Source organism: Crossiella sp. CA-258035 (assembly GCF_030064675.1).
In the GTDB taxonomy this organism is placed as follows: Bacteria; Actinomycetota; Actinomycetes; order Mycobacteriales; family Pseudonocardiaceae; genus Crossiella.
The window spans coordinates 853,405-878,768 of sequence record NZ_CP116413.1; the positions used below are offsets into that span (position 1 = coordinate 853,405).

At 71.0% G+C, this 25,364-nt stretch carries 26 protein-coding genes; 16 read left to right on the top strand and 10 right to left on the bottom strand.

The window, feature by feature from the left end; genetic code table 11:
- Positions 1-49 precede the first annotated feature (49 nt).
- The 6 genes from N8J89_RS04140 to N8J89_RS04165 all read left to right on the top strand — a co-directional run bounded on the left by N8J89_RS04140 (position 50) and on the right by N8J89_RS04165 (position 6,160).
- Entirely contained in the window at positions 50-1,612 is a 1,563-nt protein-coding gene (locus tag N8J89_RS04140) for an ABC transporter ATP-binding protein (RefSeq protein WP_283663025.1), read from the top strand.
- Positions 1,613-1,614: 2 nt separating this feature from the next.
- Positions 1,615-2,688, top strand: coding sequence for an ABC transporter permease (locus tag N8J89_RS04145; protein ID WP_283666092.1), 1,074 nt, complete (start codon positions 1,615-1,617; stop codon positions 2,686-2,688).
- On the top strand, positions 2,685-3,953 hold the full coding sequence (locus N8J89_RS04150) for an ABC transporter permease (RefSeq protein ID WP_283663026.1): 1,269 nt from the start codon (positions 2,685-2,687) through the stop codon (positions 3,951-3,953). The genes N8J89_RS04145 and N8J89_RS04150 overlap by 4 nt, the downstream gene beginning before the upstream one ends.
- Before the next feature lie 2 nt (positions 3,954-3,955).
- Positions 3,956-4,357, top strand: a complete 402-nt coding sequence (locus tag N8J89_RS04155; RefSeq protein ID WP_283663027.1) for a cytidine deaminase — start codon at positions 3,956-3,958, stop codon at positions 4,355-4,357.
- The gene (locus tag N8J89_RS04160; protein ID WP_283663028.1) at positions 4,354-5,631 is read left to right on the top strand and encodes a thymidine phosphorylase; all 1,278 of its coding nucleotides are present in this window, start codon (positions 4,354-4,356) and stop codon (positions 5,629-5,631) included. The genes N8J89_RS04155 and N8J89_RS04160 overlap by 4 nt, the downstream gene beginning before the upstream one ends.
- 82 nt (positions 5,632-5,713) lie before the next feature.
- A complete protein-coding gene (locus N8J89_RS04165; protein WP_283663029.1) occupies positions 5,714-6,160 on the top strand; it encodes a hypothetical protein in 447 nt (148 codons plus the stop codon).
- A 270-nt stretch (positions 6,161-6,430) separates the two neighbouring features.
- Here the strand turns inward: N8J89_RS04165 and N8J89_RS04170 are convergent, their stop codons facing one another.
- A complete protein-coding gene (locus N8J89_RS04170) occupies positions 6,431-7,729 on the bottom strand; it encodes a hypothetical protein (protein WP_283663030.1) in 1,299 nt (432 codons plus the stop codon).
- Between the two features lie 439 nt (positions 7,730-8,168).
- Between N8J89_RS04170 and N8J89_RS04175 the strand changes: the two genes are divergently transcribed.
- Positions 8,169-9,257, top strand: coding sequence for an adenosine deaminase (locus N8J89_RS04175; RefSeq protein ID WP_283663031.1), 1,089 nt, complete (start codon positions 8,169-8,171; stop codon positions 9,255-9,257).
- 60 nt (positions 9,258-9,317) lie between these two features.
- On the opposite strand, the gene N8J89_RS04180 is transcribed toward N8J89_RS04175, so the two are convergent.
- The 5 genes from N8J89_RS04180 to N8J89_RS04200 form a co-directional block, all read right to left on the bottom strand.
- Complete coding sequence (locus N8J89_RS04180; RefSeq protein ID WP_283663032.1) at positions 9,318-10,541, bottom strand: SatS C-terminal domain-containing protein; 1,224 nt, start codon at positions 10,539-10,541, stop codon at positions 9,318-9,320.
- A gap of 62 nt (positions 10,542-10,603) precedes the next feature.
- Positions 10,604-11,068, bottom strand: coding sequence for a YbaB/EbfC family nucleoid-associated protein (locus N8J89_RS04185; RefSeq protein ID WP_283663033.1), 465 nt, complete (start codon positions 11,066-11,068; stop codon positions 10,604-10,606).
- Entirely contained in the window at positions 11,065-11,466 is a 402-nt protein-coding gene (locus tag N8J89_RS04190) for a YbaB/EbfC family nucleoid-associated protein (RefSeq protein WP_283663034.1), read from the bottom strand. Before N8J89_RS04190 ends, N8J89_RS04185 begins: the two co-directional genes overlap by 4 nt.
- Before the next feature lie 14 nt (positions 11,467-11,480).
- Positions 11,481-12,644, bottom strand: a complete 1,164-nt coding sequence (locus N8J89_RS04195; RefSeq protein ID WP_283663035.1) for a C40 family peptidase — start codon at positions 12,642-12,644, stop codon at positions 11,481-11,483.
- Between the two features lie 19 nt (positions 12,645-12,663).
- Positions 12,664-12,984 carry a hypothetical protein gene (locus N8J89_RS04200; protein WP_252486247.1) on the bottom strand — a complete coding sequence of 107 codons (321 nt, stop codon included), beginning with the start codon at positions 12,982-12,984 and terminating at the stop codon, positions 12,664-12,666.
- Positions 12,985-13,161: 177 nt separating this feature from the next.
- On the opposite strand from N8J89_RS04200, the gene N8J89_RS04205 reads away from it, so the two are divergent.
- Together N8J89_RS04205 and N8J89_RS04210 are read left to right on the top strand one after the other, a co-directional pair.
- Positions 13,162-13,527, top strand: coding sequence for a PadR family transcriptional regulator (locus tag N8J89_RS04205; protein WP_283663036.1), 366 nt, complete (start codon positions 13,162-13,164; stop codon positions 13,525-13,527).
- Between the two features lie 136 nt (positions 13,528-13,663).
- Positions 13,664-14,245 carry an SMI1/KNR4 family protein gene (locus tag N8J89_RS04210; RefSeq protein WP_283663037.1) on the top strand — a complete coding sequence of 194 codons (582 nt, stop codon included), beginning with the start codon at positions 13,664-13,666 and terminating at the stop codon, positions 14,243-14,245.
- Positions 14,246-14,518: 273 nt separating this feature from the next.
- Here N8J89_RS04210 and N8J89_RS04215 read toward each other — a convergent pair whose 3' ends face one another.
- From N8J89_RS04215 to deoC, 3 genes are read right to left on the bottom strand one after another with little or no spacing between them, the layout of a single operon-like run.
- Positions 14,519-15,385 (bottom strand): aldehyde dehydrogenase family protein, encoded by an 867-nt coding sequence (locus N8J89_RS04215; protein WP_283663038.1) that lies wholly within the window; start codon positions 15,383-15,385, stop codon positions 14,519-14,521.
- Entirely contained in the window at positions 15,378-16,817 is a 1,440-nt protein-coding gene (locus tag N8J89_RS04220) for an aldehyde dehydrogenase family protein (protein ID WP_283663039.1), read from the bottom strand. Before N8J89_RS04220 ends, N8J89_RS04215 begins: the two co-directional genes overlap by 8 nt.
- Position 16,818: 1 nt before the next feature.
- On the bottom strand, positions 16,819-17,823 hold the full coding sequence (gene deoC, locus N8J89_RS04225) for a deoxyribose-phosphate aldolase (RefSeq protein ID WP_283663040.1): 1,005 nt from the start codon (positions 17,821-17,823) through the stop codon (positions 16,819-16,821).
- 234 nt (positions 17,824-18,057) lie between these two features.
- Here deoC and upp point away from each other — a divergent pair, with 234 nt between their 5' ends.
- The 3 genes from upp (at position 18,058) to N8J89_RS04240 (ending at position 22,546) form a co-directional block, all read left to right on the top strand.
- Positions 18,058-18,681 carry a uracil phosphoribosyltransferase gene (gene upp / locus N8J89_RS04230; RefSeq protein ID WP_283663041.1) on the top strand — a complete coding sequence of 208 codons (624 nt, stop codon included), beginning with the start codon at positions 18,058-18,060 and terminating at the stop codon, positions 18,679-18,681.
- Between the two features lie 504 nt (positions 18,682-19,185).
- Positions 19,186-21,126 carry a glycoside hydrolase family 18 chitinase gene (locus tag N8J89_RS04235; protein WP_283663042.1) on the top strand — a complete coding sequence of 647 codons (1,941 nt, stop codon included), beginning with the start codon at positions 19,186-19,188 and terminating at the stop codon, positions 21,124-21,126.
- Between the two features lie 76 nt (positions 21,127-21,202).
- Complete coding sequence (locus N8J89_RS04240; protein ID WP_283663043.1) at positions 21,203-22,546, top strand: glycoside hydrolase family 18 protein; 1,344 nt, start codon at positions 21,203-21,205, stop codon at positions 22,544-22,546.
- Between the two features lie 69 nt (positions 22,547-22,615).
- Here the strand turns inward: N8J89_RS04240 and N8J89_RS04245 are convergent, their stop codons facing one another.
- The gene (locus tag N8J89_RS04245) at positions 22,616-23,203 is read right to left on the bottom strand and encodes a TetR/AcrR family transcriptional regulator (RefSeq protein ID WP_283663044.1); all 588 of its coding nucleotides are present in this window, start codon (positions 23,201-23,203) and stop codon (positions 22,616-22,618) included.
- Between the two features lie 90 nt (positions 23,204-23,293).
- Here N8J89_RS04245 and N8J89_RS04250 point away from each other — a divergent pair, with 90 nt between their 5' ends.
- The 4 genes from N8J89_RS04250 (at position 23,294) to N8J89_RS04265 (ending at position 25,362) form a co-directional block, all read left to right on the top strand.
- Positions 23,294-23,500 (top strand): ribbon-helix-helix protein, CopG family, encoded by a 207-nt coding sequence (locus N8J89_RS04250; RefSeq protein WP_283663045.1) that lies wholly within the window; start codon positions 23,294-23,296, stop codon positions 23,498-23,500.
- Between the two features lie 21 nt (positions 23,501-23,521).
- Positions 23,522-23,908, top strand: coding sequence for a type II toxin-antitoxin system death-on-curing family toxin (locus N8J89_RS04255; protein ID WP_283663046.1), 387 nt, complete (start codon positions 23,522-23,524; stop codon positions 23,906-23,908).
- A gap of 63 nt (positions 23,909-23,971) precedes the next feature.
- Complete coding sequence (locus N8J89_RS04260; RefSeq protein WP_283663047.1) at positions 23,972-24,373, top strand: MerR family transcriptional regulator; 402 nt, start codon at positions 23,972-23,974, stop codon at positions 24,371-24,373.
- Positions 24,370-25,362, top strand: a complete 993-nt coding sequence (locus N8J89_RS04265; protein WP_283663048.1) for an aldo/keto reductase — start codon at positions 24,370-24,372, stop codon at positions 25,360-25,362. Before N8J89_RS04260 ends, N8J89_RS04265 begins: the two co-directional genes overlap by 4 nt.
- Positions 25,363-25,364 lie beyond the last annotated feature (2 nt).

Genomic DNA, 25,364 nt, shown 5'->3' on the forward strand with positions numbered 1-25,364 from the left:
GATCCCAGGCCCATCGCGCGTTGGCCGCCACCACTGGGAGACCTCGAAGATGAGCAGTTCCCCGGATGCCGCCCAGCACTCGCCGACCGCGGTCCGGCTCGCCGGCATCACCAAACGCTTCCCCGGCGTGATCGCCAACTCCGACGTGCACCTGAGCGTGGCGCGGGGCGAGGTGCACGCGCTGTGCGGGGAGAACGGCGCGGGCAAGTCCACGCTGATGAAGATCCTCTACGGCATGCAGCAGCCGGACGAGGGCACGATCGAGGTCAACGGCGAGCAGGTGCACTTCCGCTCGCCCGCGGATGCGATCAAGGCCGGCATCGGCATGGTGCACCAGCACTTCATGCTCGCCGACAACCTCACCGTGCTGGAGAACGTGGTGCTGGGCGCCGAGGCGCTGCACGGCATCGGGGCCAAGGCGCGCAAGCGGATCGCCGAGCTGGCCGGTCAGACCGGGCTGCACGTCAGCCCGGACGTGCCGGTGGAGTACCTCGGCGTGGCCGACCGGCAGCGGGTGGAGATCCTCAAGGTCCTCTACCGCGGCGCGAAGATCGTCATCCTGGACGAGCCCACCGCGGTGCTGGTGCCGCAGGAGGTCGACGAGCTGTTCGTCACCCTGCGCGGCATGCGCGAGCAGGGCTACACGTTCCTGTTCATCTCGCACAAGCTGGACGAGGTCAGGGCCATCGCGGACAGCCTCACCGTGATCCGCCGGGGCAGCACGGTCGGCACCGCCGACCCCAGGACCGTCACCTCCCGCCAGCTCGGCGAGCTGATGGTCGGCAGCGAGCTGCCCAGCCCGGAGACCCGCGAGTCCACGGTCACCGACCGCCCGGTACTCACCCTCACCGAGGTGCGGCTGTGCGCCGACGGCGGGCAGCGGCCGATCCTGGACCACATCAACCTGACCGTGCACGCCGGCGAGGTGCTGGGCATCGCGGGCGTGGAGGGCAACGGCCAGACCGAGCTGGTCGAGGCCGTGATGGGCATCCGCAAGATCGACAGCGGCTCGGTCTCCCTCGGCGGCGCGGACATCACCAAGGAGTCCACGCTGGCCAGGCGGGAGGCCGGGATCGGGTACGTGCCCGAGGACCGGCACCGGCAGGGCCTGCTGCTCACCCAGACCCTGTGGGCCAACCGCATCCTCGGCTACCAGACCCGCCGTCCGGTGGTCCGCGGCCGGTGGCTGGACCTGGAGGGCGCGCGGGAGGACACCCGGCGGATCGTCGAGCAGTTCGACGTGCGCACCCCGGGCATCGAGGTGCCCGCGGCCGCACTCTCCGGCGGCAACCAGCAGAAGCTCGTGGTCGGCCGCGAGCTCTCCGGCGACCCGGTGCTGCTCATCGCCTCGCACCCGACCAGGGGCGTGGACGTGGGCGCGCAGGCGGTGATCTGGGAGCAGATCCGCACCGCGCGGGCCAACGGCCTGGCCGTGCTGCTGATCTCGGCCGACCTGGACGAGCTGATCGGGCTCTCCGACTCGATCAAGGTCATGTCGCGCGGACGCCTGGTGGCCGACGCCGACCCGAACGTGGTGACGCCCGAGGACCTCGGTGCGGCCATGACCGGCGGCGAGGCGGCCGCCGGCGCACCGGAAGGGGACGAGCGGTGAAGCTGAACGCCCGCGCTGTCCTGCTGCCCCCGCTGCTGGCGATCGCCGCGGCCCTGCTGCTGTGCTCGATCGCGCTGATGATCTCCGGCGGCAACCCGCTGGAAGCCTTCGCCGCGATGATCGCCCAGGTCGGCCGGGGCACCACCGCGGTGGACATCGTCAACACCGGCAGCACCTACTACCTGGCCGCGCTCGCGGTGGCCATCGGCTTCCAGATGAAGCTGTTCAACATCGGCGTCGAGGGCCAGTACAAGATCGCCGCGATCATCGCGATGGTGGCCGGTGGCTCGGTCGTGCTGCCGCCGGTGCTGCACACGCTGTTCGTCCTGGTGGTGGCCGTGCTGGTGGGTGCCCTGTGGGCGGCCATCCCGGCCATCCTCAAGATCACCCGCGGGGTGAACGAGGTCATCTCCACGATCATGCTCAACGCGGTGGCCACCGGCATCGCCGCGTACCTGATCCAGGACTCGGTCTTCGGCGAGCTGCGCGGCAACAACCTGGGCACGCCGCTGGTGGCCGAGTCCGGCCGGGTGCCCGGCCTGTCCCTCGGCGAGGCGGGCACGGTCTTCGGCCTCGTGGTGCTCGCGGTGCTGGCCGGGGTCGGCTACTGGGTGCTGATGAACCGCACCCGGTTCGGCTTCGAGCTGCGCGCCTCCGGCGAGTCGGCCACCGCGGCCACCGCGGGCGGGGTCAACGCGAAGAAGATGATCCTGGTCGCGATGCTGCTCTCCGGCGGTATCGCCGGCCTGGTCGCCATGCCGGAGTTGCTCGGCCGCGACTACACCTACACGCTGAACTTCCCGGCCGCCTACGGCTTCACCGGTATCGCGGTGGCGCTGCTGGGCCGCAACCACCCGGTCGGCATCGCCTTCGGCGCGCTGCTGTGGGCCTTCCTGGACAAGTCCTCGGTCGCGCTGGAGAACGTGGGCGTGCCCAAGGAGATCGTGACCATCATGCAGGGCTCGATCGTGCTGTCGGTGGTGGTGGCCTACGAGGTGGTCCGGCGGATCACCCTGGCGGCCGAACAACGCAAGGTCGGGCAGCAGCTCGGCACGACGGACGAGGTGGCCGCATGAGCGCCGTAGTCGACACCCCTCAGCACCCCGGGAGCTCGGCTTTCCTGTCCGGGCCGCAGCAGCGCAAGCTGCCCAGCTGGGGCACCGGCCTGCTGCTGGTGGCCGCGGCGATCGTCGCGCTGTCCACCGCCTCCTACCTGACCGGTGTGCCGCAGCTGACCTCCTCCGGCACCTTCCAGACCGCGGTGCTGCTGGCCATGCCGATCCTGCTGGCCGGGCTCGGCGGGCTCTGGTCCGAGCGCGCTGGCGTGGTCAACATCGGCCTCGAGGGCATGATGATCCTCGGCACCTGGGGCGGCGCCTGGGCCGGTTACCAGTGGGGCCCGTGGGCCGGGCTGGTCGCGGCCGCGGTCTTCGGCGCGCTGGGCGGCCTGCTGCACGCCATCGCCACGGTGACCTTCGGGGTCAACCACATCGTCTCCGGTGTGGCGATCAACCTGCTGGGCGCGGGCGTGACCAAGTACCTGTCCACGCTGCTGTTCCTGCCGGTGTCGAACAACCCGCGCGAGTCGCCGCCGGTGCCCAAGTTCGACACCTTCTCCCTCCAGCCGATCGGCGACTGGCTGGCCGCGCTGGAGAACGAGCAGCGGGTCGGCATCTCCGACGTGGCGGGCATCCTGCGCGGGCTGGTCACGCACGTGTCCCCGCTGACCATGCTGGCCCTGGTGCTGGTGCCGGTCACCTACCTGGTGCTGTGGCGCAGCCGGTTCGGCCTGCGGCTGCGTTCCTGCGGGGAGAACCCGGTGGCCGCCGAGTCGCTGGGCGTCAACGTCTACCTGCACAAGTACGCCGCGGTGATCATCTCCGGCGCGCTGGCCGGGCTGGGCGGGGCGGCGCTGCTGCTCAACCCCGGCCAGGCCGGTTACCTGGAGAACCAGACGAACGGCCGCGGTTACATCGGCCTGGCCGCGCTGATCTTCGGCAACTGGCGGCCCACCGGCCTGCTCGGCGGCGCCGCGCTGTTCGGCTACGCGGACGGGTTGCAGCTGCGCAGCGGCGGCGGCGCGGTGCTCGCGCTGCTGTACGCGGCGGTGCTGGCGCTGGGTGTGGTGGTCGTGGTGCAGCTGTGGCGGCGACGCTGGGTGGCCACCGCGGTGACCGTCTCCGGCGCGCTCATCCTGTACTGGGTGTACTGGTCCTTCGACGAGCTGCCCAGCCAGCTGACCACCTACCTGCCGCACCTGGTGACGCTGGTGGTGCTCGCGGTGTCCGCGCAGCGACTGCGGCCACCGGCGGCGAACGGCGTCGAGTACCGGCGCGGCTGACAATGTCCACTGTGGACTGGGAACTGCTGCGCGAGACCGCGGTCAAGGCCGCCGGGCACGCCTACTGCCCCTACTCGGGGCTCCAGGTGGGCTCGGCGGCCGTCTGCGACGACGGCCGGATCATCACCGGCTGCAACGTGGAGAACGCCTCCTACGGCCTCGGCCTGTGCGCCGAGTGCACGATGGCCGGACAGCTCCGCCTGACCGGCGGCGGCCGCTTCGTAGCGGTGACTTGCCGCTCCGGCACCGGTGAGCTGCTGATGCCCTGCGGCCGCTGCCGCCAGGTGCTCTACGAGCTGGGCGGCCCGGACTGCCTGCTCGACACCCCGCGCGGGATCCTGCCGATGAGCGAGGTCCTGCCGGATGCCTTCGGACCCGACCAGCTGCCGGAGCCGCCAGCATGAGTCACAACGCCATTGACGTCATCCGCGCCAAGCGGGACGGAAATCGACTGACCGACGCCCAGATCGACTGGGTGATCGACGCCTACACCCGGGGCGCGGTGGCCGACGAGCAGATGTCCGCCCTGGCCATGGCGATCTTCCTGAACGGCATGACCGCCGAGGAGACCGCCCGCTGGACCGCCGCCATGGTGGCCTCCGGCGAGCACCTGGACCTGTCCGCGGTCACCAGGCCCACGGTGGACAAGCACTCCACCGGCGGCGTCGGCGACAAGATCACCCTGCCGCTGGCCCCGCTGGTCGCGGCCTGCGGCGCGGCCGTGCCACAGCTCTCCGGCCGGGGCCTCGGCCACACCGGCGGCACCCTGGACAAGCTGGAGTCCATCCCCGGCTGGCGGGCGAACCTGTCCACCGCGGAGATCACCGCCCAGCTGAACTCGGTCGGCGCGGTGGTCTGCGCGGCCACCGAGGGCCTGGCTCCGGCCGACCGCAAGCTGTACGCGCTGCGCGATGTCACCGGCACGGTCGAGGCCATCCCGCTGATCGCCAGCTCGATCATGAGCAAGAAGATCGCCGAGGGTGCCCAGTCGCTGGTGCTCGACGTCAAGTCCGGCACCGGCGCGTTCATGAAGACCGAGGCCGACGCCCGCCGCCTGGCCGAGGCCCTGGTCGCCATCGGCAAGGCCAACGGCCTCAACATCAGCGCCCTGCTCACCGACATGTCCGTCCCGCTGGGCCGCGCGGTCGGCAACGCGGTGGAGGTGGCCGAGTCCGTCGAGGTGCTCAAGGGCGACGGCCCCGCCGACGTCACCGAGCTGACCATCGCCCTGGCCCGCGAGATGCTCGCACTGGCCGGCGTCGACACCGACCCGGCCCCGGTCCTCGCCTCCGGCCAGGCCTACGAGACCTGGTCCCGCATGATCAGCGCCCAGGGCGGCGATCCCGAGGCGCCCCTGCCCACTCCCGCACACGTGCACCTGGTCGAGGCCCAGGAGGACGGGGTCCTGGCCGAACTGGACGCCTACGCCGTCGGCGTCGCCGCCTGGCGCCTGGGCGCGGGCCGGGCCCGCAAGGAAGACCCGGTCCAGCACGCCGCCGGCATCCTCTGCCACGCCAAACCCGGCGACCGGGTCACCAAGGGCCAGCCCCTGCTGGAACTGCACACCAACACCGAGGACGCCATCCCCGCCGCACTGGCCGCCCTGGACGGCGGCTACCGGATCGCCGAATCGGCCCCCGAGACCAAGCTCCTGCTCCTGGACACCCTGCGCGGCTGAACCAAGGCGGCCGCGAGTGGCGGAAAGCGGACTCCCCGGACGAAATGCGCAACCGGCCCGAGCGGCACACGTCTACCGGATCATGCGCATTCTCCTCGGCGTCCTCGCCCTCGCGGCCCTGTCCGCCTGCGCCCCCGCACCGCCGTCAGCGCCGCCCGCCACCAGCGCGAACAGCGCGCCGACCACCTCAGGCCAGCAGCAAAAACCATTCCAGCCCGGCAAACACTTCGTGCAGATCGACAAGGGCACCACCCGCGACGGCACCACCTACCTGGACATCCGCCCAGCGAAAAAAGAACACCTCGGCGAAAGCTTCGAGACCATCACCCTGGGCGGTCCCCATAGCGAGGTGCCGCTGGCCCGGAATTCCCGGATCGTGAGCGTCAAGGGCAAGGCGAGCACGGTGCCGGAATTCCTCACCGACCTCCACCGAATCCCGCCCAAACAGCGCGACGAGGGCTTCGACGTCACCGTCGACGACCAGGGCACGATCACTCAGGTGGCCTGGCTGTACGTCCCGTCCTGGTAGCCCCCGCGACGGTGGGGCCGCCCCGTCGGCACCGCAGGGCAGCCCGGCCAAGCCGATCGCCCGCGCCCAGCGCCGCCCGACGGCTCGCGGCCCGGTGCTCGGCGGTCGCGGTCCGGCGCTGCCGCAGCCCTCTCCTCGCCCTGGCCCGGCTTTCGATCCCCGGCGGCCCAGCCGTCCCGCGGTGGCGGGACCGGCGTGGTCCTTGCCGGCGCTCGACAGCACAGCGCCCCGGGGGCTTGGGGCTCCCGGGGCGCTGTGGTTGGTACTGGGTCAGCTGTCGATGTCTACGTCCACGCCGTCCGGGTCGACGGACTTCTCCGCGTCGCGGGACTTGCCGGAGCTCTTGGCGCGGCTGCGGCGCTGCTGCCGCGGCATCACCGCCGGCGGCGGGGGCGGGGTGGGCGCGCCGCCGCCGAGGATCAGCTCGGCGAAGGTGGCCATGGCCTCGTCCAGCTGGCCGGCGTGGCGCTGGTCGGACTCCTGGTTCGCCTGGCGGACCAGGCCGAGCAGGGCGTCGTTGTCCGGGCGCTCGGTGACCGCGCCGGTGACCCGGTTCAGGCCCTGCTTGACGTTGCCGTCCAGGTCGCCCAGGCGACCGGAGACGTTGTCCTCGACCTCGTCGATGCGGCCGCCGACCTGCTCGAGGCGGGCGTTGAGGGCGTCCAGGCGCTCGGCCAGGCTCTGCAGGCGCTCGGTCGGGTCGACCGCGGGCCGGGAGAGCAGGTCGTCCAGCTTCTCGTTCTGCTCGTCGCGGGCCGAGGACAGCGCGTTGTGCAGGCTGTTGTTGCCGTCGTTGATGCTGTTGCGCAGGCCGGTGTTGCCCTCGGTGATGCTGGTCCGCAGGGTGTTGGTGCCCTCGCTGATCGCGCCGTGCAGCGAGTTGTTGCCGTCGGTGATCGCGCCGCGCAGGGAGTTGTTGCCGTCGTTGATCGAGCTGCGCAGGGTGTCGGTGCCCTCGGAGATCAGGCCGCGCAGGCTGTCGGTGCTCTCGGTCAGCGAGCGCTGCAGCGCCTCGCGGGTGCCGTCGAGGTGCTCGTGCACGCCCTCGTCCACCTCGTCGATCCGGCCGCGCAACACGGTCTCCAGCGCCTCGACGCGCTCGCGCACCGGGTTGGTGATCGCGCTGGGCAGCGCCTCCAGGCGGGCGTCCTGCTTGTCCAGGTGCCGCTCGACGTTGCCGCCGAGGTCGTCAAGTCGCTTGTGGATGTTGGACAGCTTGTCCTCGAGGCCGTCCATCTTGCCCTGGACACCCTCGAAGCGGCCGGCCACGCCGTCCAGGCGGCCGTCCAGCTGGGCGAAGGGCTTGGCCAGCTTGTCGACCAGGCTCTCCACCGCGCGGCCGAGACCGGCGATGGCGCCGTCCTGGGCCTCCAGCCGGGCGAGGGTCTCGTCCAGCCGCTCGGCCAGCACGCTGACCTCGGTGCGATCGGGCAGCTCGGAGAGGCGCTTGCGCACCGAGCCGAGCGACTCCAGCGGCGAGAGTCGAGCGTGGATCTCGTCCAGCGCGTCGAAGATCTGCTGCTGTTCGCTCTCACGGATCTCGGCTGCGCGAATCAGTGTGTTGCGCATCCGATCGAAAGACATTGTGGAGTGGTTGTTCTCGCTCACGGCAGGGACCTTCGTCGAAGGGAGGGGACCGACGGACGCGACTCTAGCCAGTCGCCCGAGTTGTTGTTCACCGCCCCCCGGCCGAACTTCGGCGGAAGTTGGCTAGGAGTACGCCATTCGGGTGACTGGCTGCAGGAAACGCCAGTGGTTCGATCTTCAGTGGTTGCTCAGCGCAGAACCGCGTTCCCCATTCGAGCTACATGCATCCCCGACCATGATCGACGTTGCGTGGCAATGCAGCCACAACGACGCCTCAGAACCATCCGACAGAGTGGACTTGCCACTAGTCGCACAAGTCAGATGATCATAGCGCTCGCTCTCTGGAACGGCCCGGCAACACGCCGGTCGGCCTACCGACCGAGCGCCGGTTCACGTGTGTGGGTGCGGGTACCGTGTCGCCATGTCAACCCCGGTGACTCTGGAAACCATCCGCACCGCACCCAAGGTGCTTCTGCACGACCACCTCGATGGCGGCTTGCGACCGCAGACCGTCATCGACCTGGCCGACGCCGGCGGCTACGCCAACCTGCCCACCACGGACGCCGCCGAGCTCGGCGACTGGTTCGCCGAGGCCGCCGACTCCGGCTCCCTGGTCCGCTACCTCGAGACCTTCGCGCACACCGTCGGCGTCATGCAGAACACCGACGCGATCGTCCGGGTGGCCGCCGAGGCCGCCGAGGACCTCGCCGACGACGGTGTGGTCTACGCCGAGGTCCGCTACGCCCCCGAGCTGTTCACCGAGGGCGGCCTGGTCCTCGAGCAGATCGTCGAGGCGGTCCAGGAGGGCTTCCGGCAGGGCGAGGCCACCGCCGCCGCCCGCGGCAAGAAGGTCCGGATCGGCACCCTGCTGTGCGCGATGCGGCAGAACGCCCGCTCGCTGGAGATCGCCGAGCTGGCCGTCCGCTACCGCGACGCCGGTGTGGTCGGCTTCGACATCGCCGGGCCCGAGGCGGGCTTCCCGCCCACCCGCAACCTGGACGCCTTCGAGTACCTGCGCCAGCAGAACGCGCACTTCACCATCCACGCCGGTGAGGCATTCGGCCTGCCGTCGATCTGGGAGGCCCTCCAGCACTGCGGCGCCGAGCGGCTCGGCCACGGCGTGCGGATCGTGGACGACATCAAGGTGGAGGAGGACGGCACCGTGCACCTGGGCCGCCTCGCCGCCTACGTCCGCGACCGGCGCATCCCGCTGGAGATGTGCCCCAGCTCCAACCTGCAGACCGGCGCCGCGGCCTCCATCGCCGAGCACCCGATCGGCCTGCTGCACCGGCTGCGCTTCCGGGTCACGGTCAACACCGACAACCGGCTGATGAGCCACTGCTCGATGTCGAGTGAGATGGCCGCGCTGGTGGAGGCATTCGGCTACAGCTGGGCGGACCTGCAGTGGTTCACCGTCAACGCGATGAAGTCCGCCTTCATCGGCTTCGACGAGCGCCTGGCGATCATCAACGACGTGATCAAGCCGGGTTACGCCGCGCTCCAGGCCTGAGCCGGAACGACAGCGGGGCCGCACCGGCGATCCGGTGCGGCCCCGCTGTGCACAGGGGGTTCAGTGCGCGCGCAGGCGTTCCTCGAAGCCGGCCACCAGCTTCTCCCAGGACTCCACCTCGGCGGTGAACGGCGCGCTCGGCGCCAGCCGGTTCGGGTCCGGCCGGACCACGAAGGAGACCAGCCAGCCCAGGCTCTCCGACTTGGCCAGCGCCTTCTCCGCCGAATCGTCGCCAGCCCACTGCGCCGCGTCGGTGATCAGCTCGACGGCCAGCTCCAGCTGGTACGGGTCGACCTGCTCGACCCCGCCCGCCAGGTCCTCGGCCAGGCCGGTCAGCACGTAGGTGTTGTCCTGCTCGACCTCGATCTCCAGGTCGCCGTTGGTGGCCGCGGCCACCACGTCCTCCCAGGTGACCACGGCGGCCAGGTCGTTGTCGTGGTCCTCGGCCGAGTCGCCCTCGCCGGTGGCCAGGAAGCGGGCCAGCGCGCGCGGCGAGCCGAAGACGTCGATCTGGCCGTCCGAGCCGAGGAACACCGGCTTGTCGTCGAGGTAGCAGCGCAGCGTGTAGTGCTCGCCGACGGAAGTGATGATCTTGATCGGGTCGATGCCGACCTCGGCCCAGAAGCCGGTCGGCTCCTCCTCGACCTCGGTCTCCTCGCCCTCGGGGGCGTCCTCTTCCTCGGTCTCCAGCTCGTCCAGCTCGGCCTGGGCCACGGTCAGCGCGGCCCCGTCCACCTCGGGCTGGGTGACCACGGCGTCGATCGCGTCCAGGACCTTGTCCCACTCGTCGATGACAACCCTGGCCAGGTCGTTCCAGCGGGCCTCGCCGTCGCGGCCCTGGAACGGGTAGGTGCCCTGGTTGAGCAGCGCGAACCCGTCCGCGGAGTCCAGCACCTCGTGCACGGCCTCCAGCTCGCACACCTCGGCCAGCGAGCGCACGATGGCCACCGTCTCGGCCAGCTCGCCGATGGTCCAGGTGTCCGGCTCCTCGGCGACCAGCTCGGGCACGCCGACCAGGTCGTAGCGGCGCTCGTCGTCCGGGATCAGCTCACCGGCGTGCAGGCCGGGCACCTGCGCCCAGGCCGGGTGGTCGGTGAGGTCGTGCTCGGTGGCCGTGCGCAGGTAGGCGGCCAGGTGCGCGGCATCGGCGAAGCCGTAGAGGTCCTCCCCGTGGCCGAGGAAGGCCTCCCACTCCTCGCCGTCCTCACGCCATTTCGGCGCCCACAGTGTGACCAGGTCACCCTGCGGAAGACCAAGCTCGATGGGGACGATGTCCTGAGCCATTCCCTGCCTCCGGGTCGCCGACGGATTCGGCCGCAGCCTACGGGTTCACCACCGGTGCTGGATCACCGGTCCGAGCGAAGGCTCGACAGGTCGAAGGAGAACACGTCCTCGTCCTCCGCCGGCTGCGCCGCCTGCCTGCCGGGCGTGGCCGCCGGGCCGGTCACCGTGGCGCTGTCCCAGCCGGCCGCGCGGGCCGGCACGGTGCCGCCGACGGCTTCCACCACCGCGGTGAACTCATCGCCCAGCGCGCGGGCGAGCACGTTGTAGGAGCGCTGCACGGCGAACTCGGCGGCCTGCCGCGCGGTCTCGGTGATCGCCTGGCCGAGCCGGTCCGCGCCCAGGTTCACCGCGGCCGGGTCCAGCCACAGCTGCACCAGCTCGCCGCTGGCGTTCACCGTGGCCGCCACCAGGCCGTCCTGGCTGCGCGCCTGGCCGATGACCCTGGCCATGTCCGCCTCCAGCCGCTGACTGGCTTCCAGCCGGTCCTCGGCCTCGCGGGTCTCATCTGGCTGGTACGGCTCGCTCATCGCGCCCTCCGCAGGAAAGACCCGCCGTCCTCGTCATCATCGTCGGCCACCGGCTGCGGCGCCATGCCCAGCGCGCTCAGCCCGTCGGCGGCGCGCGCGTCCAGCACCCCGTGCAGGGACCGGTGCAGCCGCCCGGCCGCGTCCCTGGTGGCCCGCTGGGCCTGTTTGAGCACCTCGGCGGCCAGCTGCGCGGAGCCCATGTGCAGTGCCCTCGGGTCGATCCGGACCTGCTGGACCTCCCCGCCGGGCGCCACGGTCACGCTGACCGCGCCGTCGCCGGAGGATGCCTTGCCCAGCACCGGCCCGGTGCGGGCCAGCCGCTCCACCACCCGCTGCTCGGTCTCGGCGATCTTCGCCGCCGCCCGCGCGTTGTCCGCCTCGACGTAGTCCTCGTGCATCGACCTACCCCCGCTCAGCCGGTCGGCCGGAAGAAGCCCATGAACGGCATGCCGCTGTTGGTGGTGCGCAGCTTGCCGATCTGCACCGGGTCACCGGCCTCGATGATCTGCCCGTCGCCGATGAACATCGCCACGTGACCCTTCCACACCACCAGGTCGCCGGGCAGCAGCTCGCCCGGCGGCACCTGCGCGCCCATGGCCTGGGCCGCGGAGTGCCGGGGCAGCTCGAACCCGGCGGCCGCGTAGGACCACTTGGTCAGGCCGGAGCAGTCGGTGCCCTGCGGCGGGTTGGAGGCCGCCCAGACATACGGCGTGCCCAGCGCGGTGAGCGCCTTGCGCACCGCGGCCGCGGCGATCTCGTTGGGCGCCTGCACGGTCTTGCCGCCGGGCAGGTTCACGTCCACGCCGGAGCCGGGCTGCGGCGGGATGGCCACCGGCAGGTTCGACGCGGGCGCGCCACCCCCGCCACCGCCGCCGCCCCCACCGCCGCCGGAGCCGGAGCCGGACCCAGAGCCGGAACCGGAACCCGAGCCGCTGCCGTGGCTGCCGGAACCGTTGCGGCCGTTGGCCCCCGCGGTGTTCGTGCCGTCCACGCCGCCGCCGAGCGCGCCGCCCATGCCGCCGAGGGAGCCCACGTCCACCCCGGGGATGCCGCGCAGCTTGCCCGCGGCCTCGCTCAGGGCCTGCTTGGCCTTGGTGATCTCCTGGTTGCCCTTGAGGTGGAAGTTGGCCGCGGTGCACCAGCACTGCTGGATCGCCTGCGGCACGCTGGCCTTGTTGCCGCCGTGCTTGCCCGCCAGCGCGGCCTCGACCTGCGGGGTGACCGTGCCGCGCAGCTCGTTGACCAGCTTCTCGATGTTGCCCTTGGCCGTGGTGACCGCGTTGTGGGCGTTGTTCACCGCGTCCTGGGCGGTCTTGCAGTTGGCGGCCAGCTTGTCCAGCGAGCCCTCCAGGGTGGCGACCCGGCCCTGGAAGACGTTCGCGCGGTCGCCGTACCAGCCGTTCATCGCGCCCTTGAACGCGCCGTTGTGCTTGCCCTTGAGGTCGGCCAGCGCGGTGTTGGCCTGGCCGAAGGCGGTGGCCGCGCGCTGGGCCGCGCCGTGGTCGCCCTCCAGGTCCCTGAGGTTGTTGCGCAGTGGCTCGGTCAGCCCGTTGAGCACGGCTTCGACGTCGGACATGGCGTGGATCCCCCTGTGCTCAGCGCTGCGCGGAGCGCTTGACGTTGGCCGCGTGCTCGGCGTCCTGCTGGTGGTAGTCGGTCACCGTGCCGCTGACCGCCGCGCCCAACTCGCCGAGGGCCTTGGCCGCGGCGCTGATGCCGTCCAGGATGCCCTGCGCCGCTGGCGTCAGCGCGCCCGAGACCTCCGCGCCGATCTTGCCGAAGGCGTTGCCCGGCACCGAGTTGGCCCCGGCGAGCGTGCCGGTGCCGACCTTGCCCAGGTCGCCGGACATGCCCTTGACCGCGTTGGCGTAGCTCGTCAACGCGGCCGGGTCGACCTTGAAACCCTTCTCGGCCATCGCTCCCCGTCTGCCTCTCCCCATGAGTCCCTGTGGCCGGTTCGACGCGGGGAGACCTCCCGCGGTTCCGGCCGATGCTCCAGCTTGCCGCACGTCAGCCCGCCTGTGGGCGCGGATGGCCGGATTCACGCGACCGACTAGGTTGCACAGCCAGCTAGATGGCGATACCTTCTAGTCGTGAGTCCGGTCGAGGTGCGGCAGGCGCAGTGGCTGCGCGGCGTGCTCGACCTGGCTGTGCTCGCCCTGCTCGCCGAGCACGGGGAGAGCTACGGCTACCTGATCTCCCAGCAGCTGGCCGAGTCCGGTCTTGGCGAGGTCAAGGGCGGCACGCTCTACCCGCTGCTCAACCGGCTGGAAGAGGGCGGGCTGCTCAACAGCTCCTGGCGGGCCGGCGACGGCGGGCCGGGGCGCAAGTTCTACGAGATCAGCCGGAGCGGCAGGCGGTTGCTGGCCGAGCACGCTCCACAGTGGACGGCCTTCGCGGGCGCGGCGACCACGGTCGTGCAGCGCGGCATGCGCGAGGCGGCGCTGAGTCCCGGCTGACTCGCGGGAAGAGTTCGGCGGGGCCGGCGTCGGGGGCCGGCTCCGCCGAGTTCGTTAGGACACTTGCTCCGGTCGGACCAACGATGATCACGGGTTGGCGGCACCGAACAGGCCCGTGAGCTGCGATCATGGCCTCATGGACGTTGCCGAGGGCTGGGGCCGGCTGTGGACCTGGCTGGCCGCGAGCGCGCCCACCACACACGAACTCCTCCGGCCGGGCGCGGCGCCCGCCGAGGTCGAGGAGCTGGAGCGCCGCCTGGGACTGAGCTTCCCGGCTGAGCTGCGCCGGTGGTGGACGCTGTGCGACGGCACCGTGCGCACCGACTTCGCGGAGATCTTCCCGCCGTTCTACACCCCGCACAGCACCCGCAGCGCCTTCGACGCCAGGGAGTGGCGCAGGCTGCGCTGGCGGGCCCAGTGGGCCGAGCCGGACGCCGAACCCGAGGCGGGCACCGCCGCCCGCAGCTTCCACCCGGCCTGGGTGCCGATCGCCTTCGACGGCTGCGGCGACGCGCTGGTGGTCGACCTGCGTCCCGGCCCGCTGCACGGCTGCGTGCTGGAGTGGGACCAGGACCGCTCCGAGGTGCACAAACCGGAGTGGACCAGCCTGGGCGAGATGGTCTTCGAGGTGGCCGAGGCCCTGGAGACCGGCACGCCGGTCGGGCACAGCCACCCCACGGTGACGCCGGACGGCAGACTGGACTGGCGGATCCGCTGACGGTTCTCGCTTTTCCACGCAGGAGCGCTGGGGAACAGATGTACAACGTTGAAAACGAGCCGGGGTTCGTGGTCTGGCAGGTGCTGGCCGGAGTGCTGGCGGTGGTGCTCGTGCAGATCCTGTCGGCACGGCGGGCCGGGCAGGTGCGGGCCAGGTGGCGGCGCGGGTGGGTGCTGGCCGCGATGGCGGGCGGCGAACACGGTCGTGGACCAGCGCTGGCTCGTCCTGCCGCGCTGAGTGGTGGGGGCGGCCGGAGCCGCCCCCACCACTGGCTCAGACGCCGGTCGGGTGCCAGACCGTCTTGTGCTCCAGGAACGCGCGCAGCCTGCTGATGTCCGGCTCGGCGGTCCAGTCCGGCTCCTTGGCCGGGGCGCGCAGCACCCGCTTGACCGTGCCCGCGGCGGCGCGCTCCAGCTCGGTGCGCGCCTCCAGCGGCACGCCGGTGGGGTCGATCGCGTTCACGTCGGCGTGCGCGGCCAGCCACGGCGAGAGCTCCGCGGTGCCGCCGGTGAGCAGGTTGACCACGCCGCCCGGCAGGTCGGAGGTGGCCAGCACCTCGGACAGGGTGATCGCGGGCAACGGGCGCTGCTCGCTGGTGACCACCACGCAGGTGTTGCCCGCGGCGATCACCGGGGCGACCACGCTGACCAGGCCCAGCAGTGAGGAGGACTGCGGGGCGAACACCGCGACCACGCCGGTGGGCTCAGGGGTGGTGAAGGAGAAGTACGGGCCCGCCACCGGGTTGGCCGCGCCGAACACGGTGGCCAGCTTGTCCGTCCAGCCCGCGTACCAGACCCAGCGGTCCACCGCGGCGTCCACCAGGGTCTCCGCCTTCTTGGCCGCGATCCCCTCGGCGGCGGCCACCTCGGCGGTGAACTGCTCCCGGCGGCCCTCCAGCATCTCGGCCACCCGGTAGAGCACCTGGCCGCGGTTGTAGGCGGTGGCGCCGGACCACTTGGCGAAGGCCGACCTGGCCGCGCCCACGGCGTCCCGCGCGTCCTTGCGCGAGGCCAGGGACGCGTTGGCGAGGAACTTCCCGCGTGCGTCGTTCACCGGGTACACCCGTCCGGACTCCGAGCGGGGGAACTTCCCGCCCACGTACAGCTTGTAGGTCTTGGCCACGCTGATCCGCTCAGACATCGAGGTACGCCTCCAGACCCGCCCGGCCGCCCTCGCGGCCGAAGCCCGACTCGCCGAACCCGCCGAAGGGCGCGGTCGGGTCGAACCGGTTGAACGTGTTGGCCCACACCACACCGGCCCGCAGCTGCTGCGCCATCCACAGGATGCGCGAGCCCTTCTCGGTCCAGATGCCCGCGGAGAGCCCGTAGGGGGTGTTGTTCGCCTTGGCCACCGCCTCGGCCGGGGTGCGGAAGGTGAGCACCGAGAGCACCGGGCCGAAGATCTCCTCGCGGGCGATCCGCATGGCCTGCTGCACGCCGGAGAACACCGTGGGCGCGAAGTAGAAACCCTTGTCCGGCACGGGACATGGGCTGGTCCAGCGCTCCGCGCCGTCCGCGTCGCCGGACTCGACCAGCTCGCGGATCCGCTCCAGCTGCGGCTTGGAGTTGATCGCGCCGATGTCGGTGTTCTTGTCCATCGGGTCGCCGAGGCGCAGCGTGGACACCCTGGCCCGCAGCTTGGTCATCAGCTCCTCGGCGATGGACTCCTGCACCAGCAGCCGGGAGCCCGCGCAGCACACGTGGCCCTGGTTGAAGAAGATGCCGTTGACGATGCCCTCGACCGCCTGGTCCAGCGGCGCGTCGTCGAAGACCACGTTGGCGGCCTTGCCACCGAGCTCCAGGGTGAGCTTGCGCCCGGTGCCGGCCAGCGACTTCTGGATCAGCTTGCCGACGTCGGTGGAGCCGGTGAAGGCCACCTTGTCGATGCCGCCGTGGTTGACCAGCTCGCTGCCCACGTCACCGGCGCCGGGCAGGATGTTGACCACCCCGGCGGGCAGTCCGGCCTGCTGGCAGATCTCGCCGAAGACCAGCGCGGTCAGCGGGGTGGTCTCGGCGGGCTTGAGCACCACGGTGTTGCCGCAGGCCAGCGCGGGGGCGATCTTCCAGGCCAGCATCAGCAGCGGGAAGTTCCACGGGATGACCTGACCGGCCACGCCCAGCGGCCTGGGGTCCGGCCCGTAGCCCGCGTAGCCGAGCTTGTCCGCCCAGCCCGCGTGGTGGAAGAAGTGCGCGGCCGCGGTCGGCACGTCGACGTCCCGCGACTCCTTGATCGGCTTGCCGTTGTCCAGCGTCTCCAGCACGGCCAGCTCGCGGCCGCGCTCCTGCATGATCCGCGCGATCCGGAACAGGTACTTGGCCCGCTCGGCGCCGGGCATCCGGCCCCACACCTTGTCGTAGGCGCGCCTGGCCGCCTTGACCGCGGTGTCCACATCGGACGGCGCGGCGGTGCTCACCTCGGCGAGCACCTCCTCGGTGGCCGGGTTCACCGTCTTCAGCGGCTCGCCCGCACCGTCGACGAACTTGCCGTCGACGAACATCTGGTAGTTCGCCTTGAGGTTGGCGATCGCCCTGGACTCCGGGGCCGGGGCGTACTCCCACACGGGATTGCTCATCTCAGTCCACCGTCACGTAGTCGGGGCCGCTGTAGTGGCCCTCAAGCTGGGTCCGCCGCTGCATCAGCAGGTCGTTGAGCAGGCTGGAGGCGCCGAACCGGAACAGCGTGTTGGTCAGCCACTCCGGGCCAGCCACCTCGTGCACCGCGACCAGGTACCGGACCGCGTCCTTGGTGGTGCGGATGCCGCCGGCCGGCTTGACCCCGCGCAGCTCGCCGGTCTGGTCCCGCCAGTCCCGCACCGCTTGCAGCATCAGGTGCGTGGTGGGCAGGGTGGCCGCGGGGGAGACCTTGCCGGTGGAGGTCTTGATGAAGTCGCCACCGGCCAGCAGCGCCAGCCAGGAGGCCCGGCGGATGTTGTCGTAGGTGGCCAGCTCGCCGGTCTCCAGGATGACCTTCAGGTGCGCCTCGCCGCAGGCCGCCTTGACCGCCTTGATCTCCTCGAAGACCTGGCCGTAGCGCCCGGACAGGAACGCGCCCCGGTCGATCACCATGTCGATCTCGGTCGCGCCCGCCTCCACCGCCAGCTGCGTGTCGGCCAGCTTCACCGTGCGGTTGGACCGCCCGGAGGGGAACGCGGTGGCCACACTGGCGATGCCGACCCCGCTGCCGGCCAGCGCCTCGACCGCGGTGGCCACCAGGTCGGGGTACACGCAGACCGCGCCGACCCTGGGCACCTCCGGGTAGTCCGGATCGGGCCTGCGCGCCTTCGCGCACAGCGTGCGCACCTTGCCCTGGGTGTCGGCGCCCTCCAGCGTGGTCAGGTCGACCATGCTGATGGCGGTGTCGATGGCCCAGAGCTTCGATGCCTTCTTGATGCTCCGGGTGGCCAGGGTGGCGGCGCGCTGCTCGAGCCCGACCGCGTCCACGCCGGGCAGGCCGTGCAGGAACCGGCGCAGCGCGGTGTCGTCCCTGGTCGCGTCGGCCAGTTCAGGGGGGAGCGCCGGTCCACCGGAGGGGGCGGGTACGCCCGGTCCGGCAGCCGTCGCCGATGACGGTGCAGCCATGGACCTGAGTCTAGGGTCGTGACCGCCCTCACCCTGTCAACCGGCAGTGTTGGATTGGCGCGCTCCGCGCGCGGGATTCTTTCGCTCTTGAGTCGCACGTTCGTGACCCCGGCACGAACGTGCGACGCGAAAAAATCAAACCCGTCGCCTGGCCAAGAGCCCGCCGTGTCGCTGCGCGCCACCCTCTTTTGCGGAAAGTGGGGGTGCGCGGGGGTGCCTCCTAGACTCCGGCGTATGGACGTTCTCGTCGTCGACCACCCGCTGACCCGCGCCCGGCTCACCACCATGCGCGACGCGAGGACCGACAGCGCCGCCTTCCGCGCCGCGCTCCAGGAACTCACCCAGATGCTGATCTACGAGGCCATGCGGGACGCGCCGGAGGCGGTGGAGCGCATCCACACGCCGGTGGCCCGCACCGACGGTTTCCGGCTGGCCAACCCGCCGCTGCTGGTGCCGGTGCTGCGCGCCGGGCTGGGCATGGCCGACCAGGCGCACGACCTGATCCCGGACGCGCAGATGGGCTTCGTCGGGCTGGCCCGCGACGAGGAGACCCTGCAGCCGACCCCGTACCTGGAGTCGCTGCCCGCGAGCCTGGCCGGGCGCCCGGTGCTGGTGCTGGACCCGATGCTGGCCACCGGCGGGTCGATGATCTACACCATCCGGCTGCTGGTGGACCGGGGCGCCACCGACATCACCGCGGTGTGCGTGCTGGCCGCGCCCGAAGGAGTGGAAAAGCTGGCCTCCTCTGGTCTTCCGGTGCGCGTGGTCACCGCCAGCGTGGACGAACGGCTCAATGACTCCGGGTTCATCGTGCCCGGCCTCGGCGATGCCGGGGACCGCCTCTACGGCGCGGTGTAACCGCAGCTCGGCACCGGTCGACCCGACGAAGGGCCTGTCCACGACACCCGTGGGCGGGCCCTTCGTCTTGGGCCGATCGTGGGTCCATATGGACCAGTGAACACCTCGCCGCATGGCCCAATCGCTTGTGGCGGAACGACATTCACGTTTCGCTAGGCCGAACGAGTGACTGATTGGTCTAGACCTTGACGTTCTGTGGTCTGAACCACATGGTGTTTGCAAGCGCGCTGACACCGTGCCCGCACCACCTGAGTTCCGCCGCCGCCGCCTCGCACGTGCTCCACCCACGCCATGGGTCCGCCAACCCTGGGAGCCCTGAAGAGATGAGGTCGCGATGGCTGCCGCAGATCGCCACACCCGCGTCATGACTCCCTGTCCGCGGCGGATCGAGGTGACCGGCTTCCGGCCGGGACCTGGGTGCCACTGACCCCAGCCCGGCCGGTTTCACCCACCTCCACGCTCCACCCCCCTGCTGCGCCTTTCGCTCCTGACGCGAGGAGAGACATGCCCATCCGCCGATGGCGTGCCACCGCGATGCTGACCGCCCTGCTGCTCGCCCTGTTCGGCCTCGCCGCCCTGCCGGCGAACGCGGCCACCGGGGTGACCGCGAAGTTCACCAAGACCTCCGGCTGGGACACCGGCTACGAGGGCAAGTACACGATCACCAACAACGGACCGGCGGCGATCACCAGCTGGACGGTGGAGTTCGACCTGCCGGCCGGGCACCGGCTGGGCTCGCTGTGGGAGGCCACGCACACCGTCAGCGGCCAGCGGGTGAGCGCGAAGAGCCAGTCCTGGAACGGATCCCTGGCCACCGGCCAGTCCGCCAGCTTCGGCTTCGGCGTGCAGTTCACCGGCGCCTACCGCGACCCGGGCGGCTGCAAGGTCAACGGCGCCTCCTGTGACGGCGGCAGCGGCGAACCGGACACCCAGGCGCCCAGCGCGCCCGGCCAGCCCTCGGTCACCGGGGTCAGCAGCTCCAGCCTCTCGCTGAGCTGGCCCGCCAGCACCGACAACGTCGCGGTCACCGGCTACGAGATCGTCGGTGACGGCGTGGTGGTGGCCACCGCGACCAGTGCCTCGGCCACCGTGACCGGACTTGCCGCGGACACCTCCTACACCTTCACCGTGCGGGCCAAGGACGCCGCCGGGAACACCTCGGCGGCCAGCCCCTCGGTCACCGGCAAGACCGCCAAGGGCGGCGACCCCGGCCCCTCGGGCAACCGCAAGGTCGGCTACTTCACCCAGTGGAGCGTCTACGACCGCAACTTCCACGTGAAGAACCTGGACACCTCCGGCACCGCGGCCCGGCTGACCCACCTGAACTACGCCTTCGGCAACGTCAACGCCGAGGGCAAGTGCTTCCAGGTCAACCAGGCTGGCCAGGGCGACTCCTGGGCCGACTACCAGCGCCGCCTGCCCGCCGAGCAGGCCGTGGACGGGGTCGCCGACGTCTACAACCAGCCGCTGGCCGGCAACCTCAACCAGCTCAAGAAGCTCAAGGCCAAGTACCCGAACCTGCGGGTGCTGATCAGCCTCGGCGGCTGGACCTGGTCGAAGTACTTCTCCAACGCCGCGCTCACCGACGCCTCGCGCAAGGCGCACGTCAGCTCCTGCATCGACATGTGGATCAAGGGCAACCTGCCGGTCATGGGCGGCGACCCGCAGGGCGGGCCGGGCTCCGGCGCGGGCATCTTCGACGGCGTGGACCTGGACTGGGAGTGGCCCGGTTCCGAGGGCAACACCGGCAACATCGTCCGGCCCGAGGACAAGCGCAACTTCAGCCTGCTGGCCGCCGAGTACCGCGCCCAGCTGGACGCCCTCGGCGCGACCACCGGCAAGAAGTACGACCTGACCGCCTTCCTGCCCGCCGACCCGCGCAAGGTCGACGCCGGGTTCGAGGTTGGCGAGGTGGTCAAGAACCTGACCTTCGGCAACGTGCAGGGCTACGACTTCCACGGTGGCTGGGAGAAGGTGGCCAACCAGCAGTCCTCGGTCAAGCACCCCGCCGGTGACCCGAGCCCGTTCGCCTACTCCGACGAGATCGCGGTGGACGCCTGGACCAGCCGGGGCGCGCCGGCCAACTGGGTCGTGCTCGGCGTGCCCTTCTACAGCAGGGGCTGGACCGGCGTGACCAATGCCAACAACGGCCTCTTCCAGGCCGCCACCGGTCCCGCGCCCGGCACCTACGAGGCGGGCATCGAGGACTACAAGAAGATCAAGAACCTGGTGAGCAGCGGCTACACCGTGCACCGGGATGCCGTGGCCGGGCACGCCTGGCTGTTCAACGGCAGCACCTTCTGGACCTTCGACGATCCCACCGAGATCACCAGGAAGGTCAACTGGGCCAAGAGCAAGGGCCTGGGCGGCGCGATGATCTGGTCCCTCGACGGCGACACCGCGGACGGTGAGCTGATCAAGGCCCTGGCCACCGCGCTCGGTTAGGAACCACGGTCGCGGCCCGGGACTCCTGCCCCCGGGCCGCGACCACCCCACTGGAACCAAGGAGAAGTGCTCGCAGATGAGGACCACTCAGCGCCGTGGCCGGATCGCCGCGGTCGTTGTCACCACCTTGGCCGGTCTCCTGGCGTCACTGGGACCGGCAGCCGTGGCGGAGGAAGCCGCGGCCGAGCACTGGGGACAGTCCCAGCGCAGGGTCGGCTACTACACGCAGTGGAGCGCGAAGCAGTTCGGCTACACGGTGAACAAGCTCGTCAGCTCCGGCACCGCGGGCAAGCTCACCCACCTCAACTACGCCTTCGGCAACGTCAGCGAGGAGGGGAAGTGCTTCGCCAGCAGCACCACCGGCCTCGGTGACGCCAAGGCCGACTACCAGCGGCTGCACACCGCGGCCGAGTCGGTGGACGGGGTGGCGGACCAGCCGGGGCAGGCGCTGGCTGGCAACTTCAACCAGCTGCGCAAGCTGAAGAAGAAGTACCCGCACCTCAAGGTCAACATCAGCCTGGGTGGCTGGACCTGGTCGAAGTACTTCTCCAACGCGGTGCTCACCGACGCCTCCCGCAAGGCCTTCGTCAAGAGCTGCGTGGACCTCTACCTCAAGGGCAACCTGCCCAAGCTGGACGGCCTGGCCCAGGGCGGCGACGGCGCTGCCGCGGGGCTCTTCGACGGCATCGACCTGGACTGGGAGTGGCCCGGCGCGCCGGGTGCGCCCGGCAACGTGGTGCGGCCGGAGGACAAGCAGAACTTCACCCTCGCGCTGGCGGAGTTCCGGCGGCAGTTCGCCGAGCTGTCCTGGCGCACCGGCAAGCGCTACGAGCTGACCGCCTTCCTGCCCGCGGGCGCGGCCACCGTGGACGCCGGCATCGAGGTGCTGAAGGTGTTCCGGCTGCTGGACTTCGCCACCATCCAGGGCTACGACATCCACGGCGCCTGGGACTCGCTGACCAACCACCAGTCCGCCATCCACGCCCCGGACAACGACCCCACGCCCGGCAAGCTGGACCTGGACCAGGTGATCAAGGACTACCTGGACCGCGGCGCGCCCCGGCGCTCGCTGGTGCTCGGCGTGCCGTTCTACGGCCGCGGCTGGACCGGCGTCACCGGCGGCGGCAATGGCCTGTTCCAGCCCGCCACCGGCTGCGCGCCCAGCAGCCACGAGTGCGGCTACCTGAACTACAACAAGATCAAGGAACTGACCGGGTTCACCCAGTACCGGGACCCGAAGGCGGCCACCGGCTGGCTGTTCGACGGGAACACGTTCTGGAACTTCGAGGACCCGGTCTCGATCAAGGAGAAGACGCGCTACATCCGGCAGCAGCGGCTGGGTGGCGCCATGGTCTGGTCGCTCGACGGTGACACCGGCAACGGTGAGCTGTTCGCGGCGATCCATAGAGGACTGTCCTAAACGGACAGTTCAGCGAGGCCCGGGGAACCGTTGGCGGCGGGGTGTCCCGGGCCTCGCGCCCCTCTGTCATCAGGACAGGGGCGCGAGCCAGCCCCGCGTGTGCGCTTCGAGCGCGCGCGGGTAGCTCTGCGCCGGATCCGGTCCCGGCAGCAGCCGTCCGCCCAGCTCCAGGCTGACCAGGCCGTGCGCCAGGCTCCACACCGAGTTGGCCAGCTCCTCGGCCGACCCCGCCGCGAACACGCCCTGCTCGACGCCCCGGCGCGCCGCCGCCAGCAGCGGCGCCAGCGCGGCGGCGGCCGCCTCGGCGGTCTGCTCGTCCGGCTCCGGCGCGCCGAACAGCGCCGGGTACAGGTGCGGATCGGCCAGCGCGGCCGCCCGGTAGGCCAGGCCCAGCTGGACCAGGTCGTGCGCGGGGTCCCCGGTCACCGGCACCTCGGCCAGCCGCGCGCCGAAGCGCCGGAACGCGTCCAGGAACAGTTCGCGGAGCAGTCCTGGCTTGCCGCCGAAGAGCGCGTAGACCGCGGTGGTGGAGGTGCCCACGTCCTGGGCCAGGCCGCGCAGCCCGAGTGCGCCGGGGCCGCCGGAGGCGAGCAGCCGGGCCGCCCGGTCGAGCAGCTTCTCCCGGAGCGTTTCGTCGTGCGTCTTCGGCCGAGGCACCGCGCGATCGTACCGGAACACTGTTATGTAACCCGAATGGACGTACCTGACCTCTGGTTACGGTGATACCAGATCGGTACCATCCCCCGCATGGCCATGACGCTGAGGCTGACCGAAGAGGAGAATCGGCAACTCGACGAGCTAGCCAACGTCGAGGGCCGCTCCAAGCAGGAGATCGTGCGACTCGCGCTGGCCGACCGGTGGTCGCGGTTGCACAAGGAGCAACAGCTCTCCGACGCGCTGGAACGTGTTCTTCCCCGCTATCGGGGATTGCTGGAACGGCTCGGCTCGACCTGATTTTCTGGTATCTCCTGGCTAGTGATCACTTATCTGGATGCCAGCGACCTGCTCGTGCTGGCCACCGCGGTCACTGGCGGTGACCTCGTGGTGCGCGATGTCGGGCTGCTGGACTCCGCCGCGCACCGACCCCGCGCCGCGGTGCTCGGCGTCGAGGCGTACGCGACGCTCTGGTTGAAGGCCGCCGCCCTGCTGGACTCCATTGTTCGGACCCGCCCGCTGCTGGAGGGGAACTGGCGCCTGGGCTGGGTCGCCGCGGTGACTCTGTGTGACATCAACGGTTGGTGGATCGACGCCGACGAGGACGAGGCGCTGGACATCGTCCGCGATCTGGGCCGTGGCCTGATCGAGGTTTCTGAAGTGGCCGACCGCCTCGAGGAGTGGGCCACGCCCAAGGACGAGAACTGATTCGCGACCCGTTCGGGCTTTCGGGTTGACCTGGAGTGCACTCCAGCTCCTACGGTCGAAGACGTGAGCTACTCCATCGCCCAGGCGGCCGAGCGCAGCGGACTCTCGGTCGACACCCTGCGGTACTACGAGCGCATCGGCCTGCTCGACCCGCCTGCCCGGGACTCCGGCGGGCGACGGTCCTACTCCGAGGACGACCTGGGCTGGCTGGGGTTCCTCACCAAGCTCAGGTTGACCGGCATGCCCATCCGGATGATGCGGGAATATGCCCAGCTCCGGCACCGCGGCGCGGCCAGCTACGGCAGGCGCAAGGCGATCCTGCTGGAGCAGCGCACCTCGGTGCGCGAGCGCATCGCCGAGCTGCAGGCATGCCTGGACGTCCTGGACTACAAGATCGAGCACTACGACCAGATCGAGCGGCAGATGACCGCCGCCGAGCTGATCCACGAGGAGGCGACCGCATGACCACCCTGCCCACCCGCAAGATCGGCGCTCTGGAAGTCGGGGCCCAGGGCCTGGGCTGCATGGGGATGAGCGAGTTCTACGGCGAGACCGACGACGCCGCCTCGATCGAGGTCATCCACCGCGCGCTCGACCTCGGTGTCACGCTGCTGGACACCGCCGACATCTACGGCCCGCACCGCAACGAGGAACTGGTCGGCCGGGCCATCAGGGACCGCCGCGACCAGGTCGTGCTGGCCACCAAGTTCGGCATCGTGCGCACCGCCGACCCGCACGAGCGCGGGGTGCGCGGCGACGCGGCCTACGTGCGCCAGGCGGTGGAGGACTCGCTGCGCAGGCTCGGCGTGGACCACATCGACCTGTACTACCAGCACCGGGTCGACCCGGACACACCGATCGAGGAGACCGTCGGCGCGATGGCCGAGCTCATCGCCCAGGGCAAGGTCCGCTACCTCGGCCTGTCCGAGGCCGGCGCGGCCACCCTGCGCCGCGCGCACGCCGTGCACCCGATCACCGCGCTGCAGACCGAGTGGTCGCTGTGGACCCGCGACCTGGAGGCGGAGATCCTGCCGACCGCCCGTGAGCTGGGCATCGGGCTGGTGCCCTACTCCCCGCTCGGCCGCGGCTTCCTGACCGGCCGCTTCGCCAGCACCAAGGACTTCGACAGCAACGACTTCCGGGTGGCCGGTCAGCCGCGGTTCAGTGAGGAGAACCTGGCCCGCAACCTCGGCATGGTCCGCGCCCTGGAGGCCATCGCGGCCGAGCGCGGCATCACCACCGGCCAGCTCGCCCTGGCCTGGGTGCACTCCCGCGGCGAGGACGTGGTGCCGATCCCCGGCACCAAGCGCCTGAAGTACCTGACGGAGAACATCGCCGCAGCCACGATCACCCTCACCCCCGAGGAGATCGCCGCGGTCGAGGCCGCCGTCCCGGCCGACCAGGTCGCGGGCAACCGCTACGGCGACCAGATGATGCCCCTGCTCAACGGCTGACC

Bases quoted from the DNA above. Each gene is read 5' to 3' on its own strand.
- N8J89_RS04140 (WP_283663025.1), top strand. From the start codon at position 50: ATGAGCAGTTCCCCGGATGCCGCCCAGCACTCGCCGACCGCGGTCCGG.
- N8J89_RS04150 (WP_283663026.1), top strand. From the start codon at position 2,685: ATGAGCGCCGTAGTCGACACCCCTCAGCACCCCGGGAGCTCGGCTTTC.
- N8J89_RS04155 (WP_283663027.1), top strand. From the start codon at position 3,956: ATGTCCACTGTGGACTGGGAACTGCTGCGCGAGACCGCGGTCAAGGCC.
- N8J89_RS04160 (WP_283663028.1), top strand. From the start codon at position 4,354: ATGAGTCACAACGCCATTGACGTCATCCGCGCCAAGCGGGACGGAAAT.
- N8J89_RS04165 (WP_283663029.1), top strand. From the start codon at position 5,714: ATGCGCATTCTCCTCGGCGTCCTCGCCCTCGCGGCCCTGTCCGCCTGC.
- N8J89_RS04170 (WP_283663030.1), bottom strand. From the start codon at position 7,729: ATGCGCAACACACTGATTCGCGCAGCCGAGATCCGTGAGAGCGAACAG.
- N8J89_RS04175 (WP_283663031.1), top strand. From the start codon at position 8,169: ATGTCAACCCCGGTGACTCTGGAAACCATCCGCACCGCACCCAAGGTG.
- N8J89_RS04180 (WP_283663032.1), bottom strand. From the start codon at position 10,541: ATGGCTCAGGACATCGTCCCCATCGAGCTTGGTCTTCCGCAGGGTGAC.
- N8J89_RS04185 (WP_283663033.1), bottom strand. From the start codon at position 11,068: ATGAGCGAGCCGTACCAGCCAGATGAGACCCGCGAGGCCGAGGACCGG.
- N8J89_RS04190 (WP_283663034.1), bottom strand. From the start codon at position 11,466: ATGCACGAGGACTACGTCGAGGCGGACAACGCGCGGGCGGCGGCGAAG.
- N8J89_RS04195 (WP_283663035.1), bottom strand. From the start codon at position 12,644: ATGTCCGACGTCGAAGCCGTGCTCAACGGGCTGACCGAGCCACTGCGC.
- N8J89_RS04200 (WP_252486247.1), bottom strand. From the start codon at position 12,984: ATGGCCGAGAAGGGTTTCAAGGTCGACCCGGCCGCGTTGACGAGCTAC.
- N8J89_RS04210 (WP_283663037.1), top strand. From the start codon at position 13,664: ATGGACGTTGCCGAGGGCTGGGGCCGGCTGTGGACCTGGCTGGCCGCG.
- N8J89_RS04215 (WP_283663038.1), bottom strand. From the start codon at position 15,385: ATGTCTGAGCGGATCAGCGTGGCCAAGACCTACAAGCTGTACGTGGGC.
- N8J89_RS04220 (WP_283663039.1), bottom strand. From the start codon at position 16,817: ATGAGCAATCCCGTGTGGGAGTACGCCCCGGCCCCGGAGTCCAGGGCG.
- deoC (WP_283663040.1), bottom strand. From the start codon at position 17,823: ATGGCTGCACCGTCATCGGCGACGGCTGCCGGACCGGGCGTACCCGCC.
- upp (WP_283663041.1), top strand. From the start codon at position 18,058: ATGGACGTTCTCGTCGTCGACCACCCGCTGACCCGCGCCCGGCTCACC.
- N8J89_RS04235 (WP_283663042.1), top strand. From the start codon at position 19,186: ATGCCCATCCGCCGATGGCGTGCCACCGCGATGCTGACCGCCCTGCTG.
- N8J89_RS04240 (WP_283663043.1), top strand. From the start codon at position 21,203: ATGAGGACCACTCAGCGCCGTGGCCGGATCGCCGCGGTCGTTGTCACC.
- N8J89_RS04250 (WP_283663045.1), top strand. From the start codon at position 23,294: ATGGCCATGACGCTGAGGCTGACCGAAGAGGAGAATCGGCAACTCGAC.
- N8J89_RS04265 (WP_283663048.1), top strand. From the start codon at position 24,370: ATGACCACCCTGCCCACCCGCAAGATCGGCGCTCTGGAAGTCGGGGCC.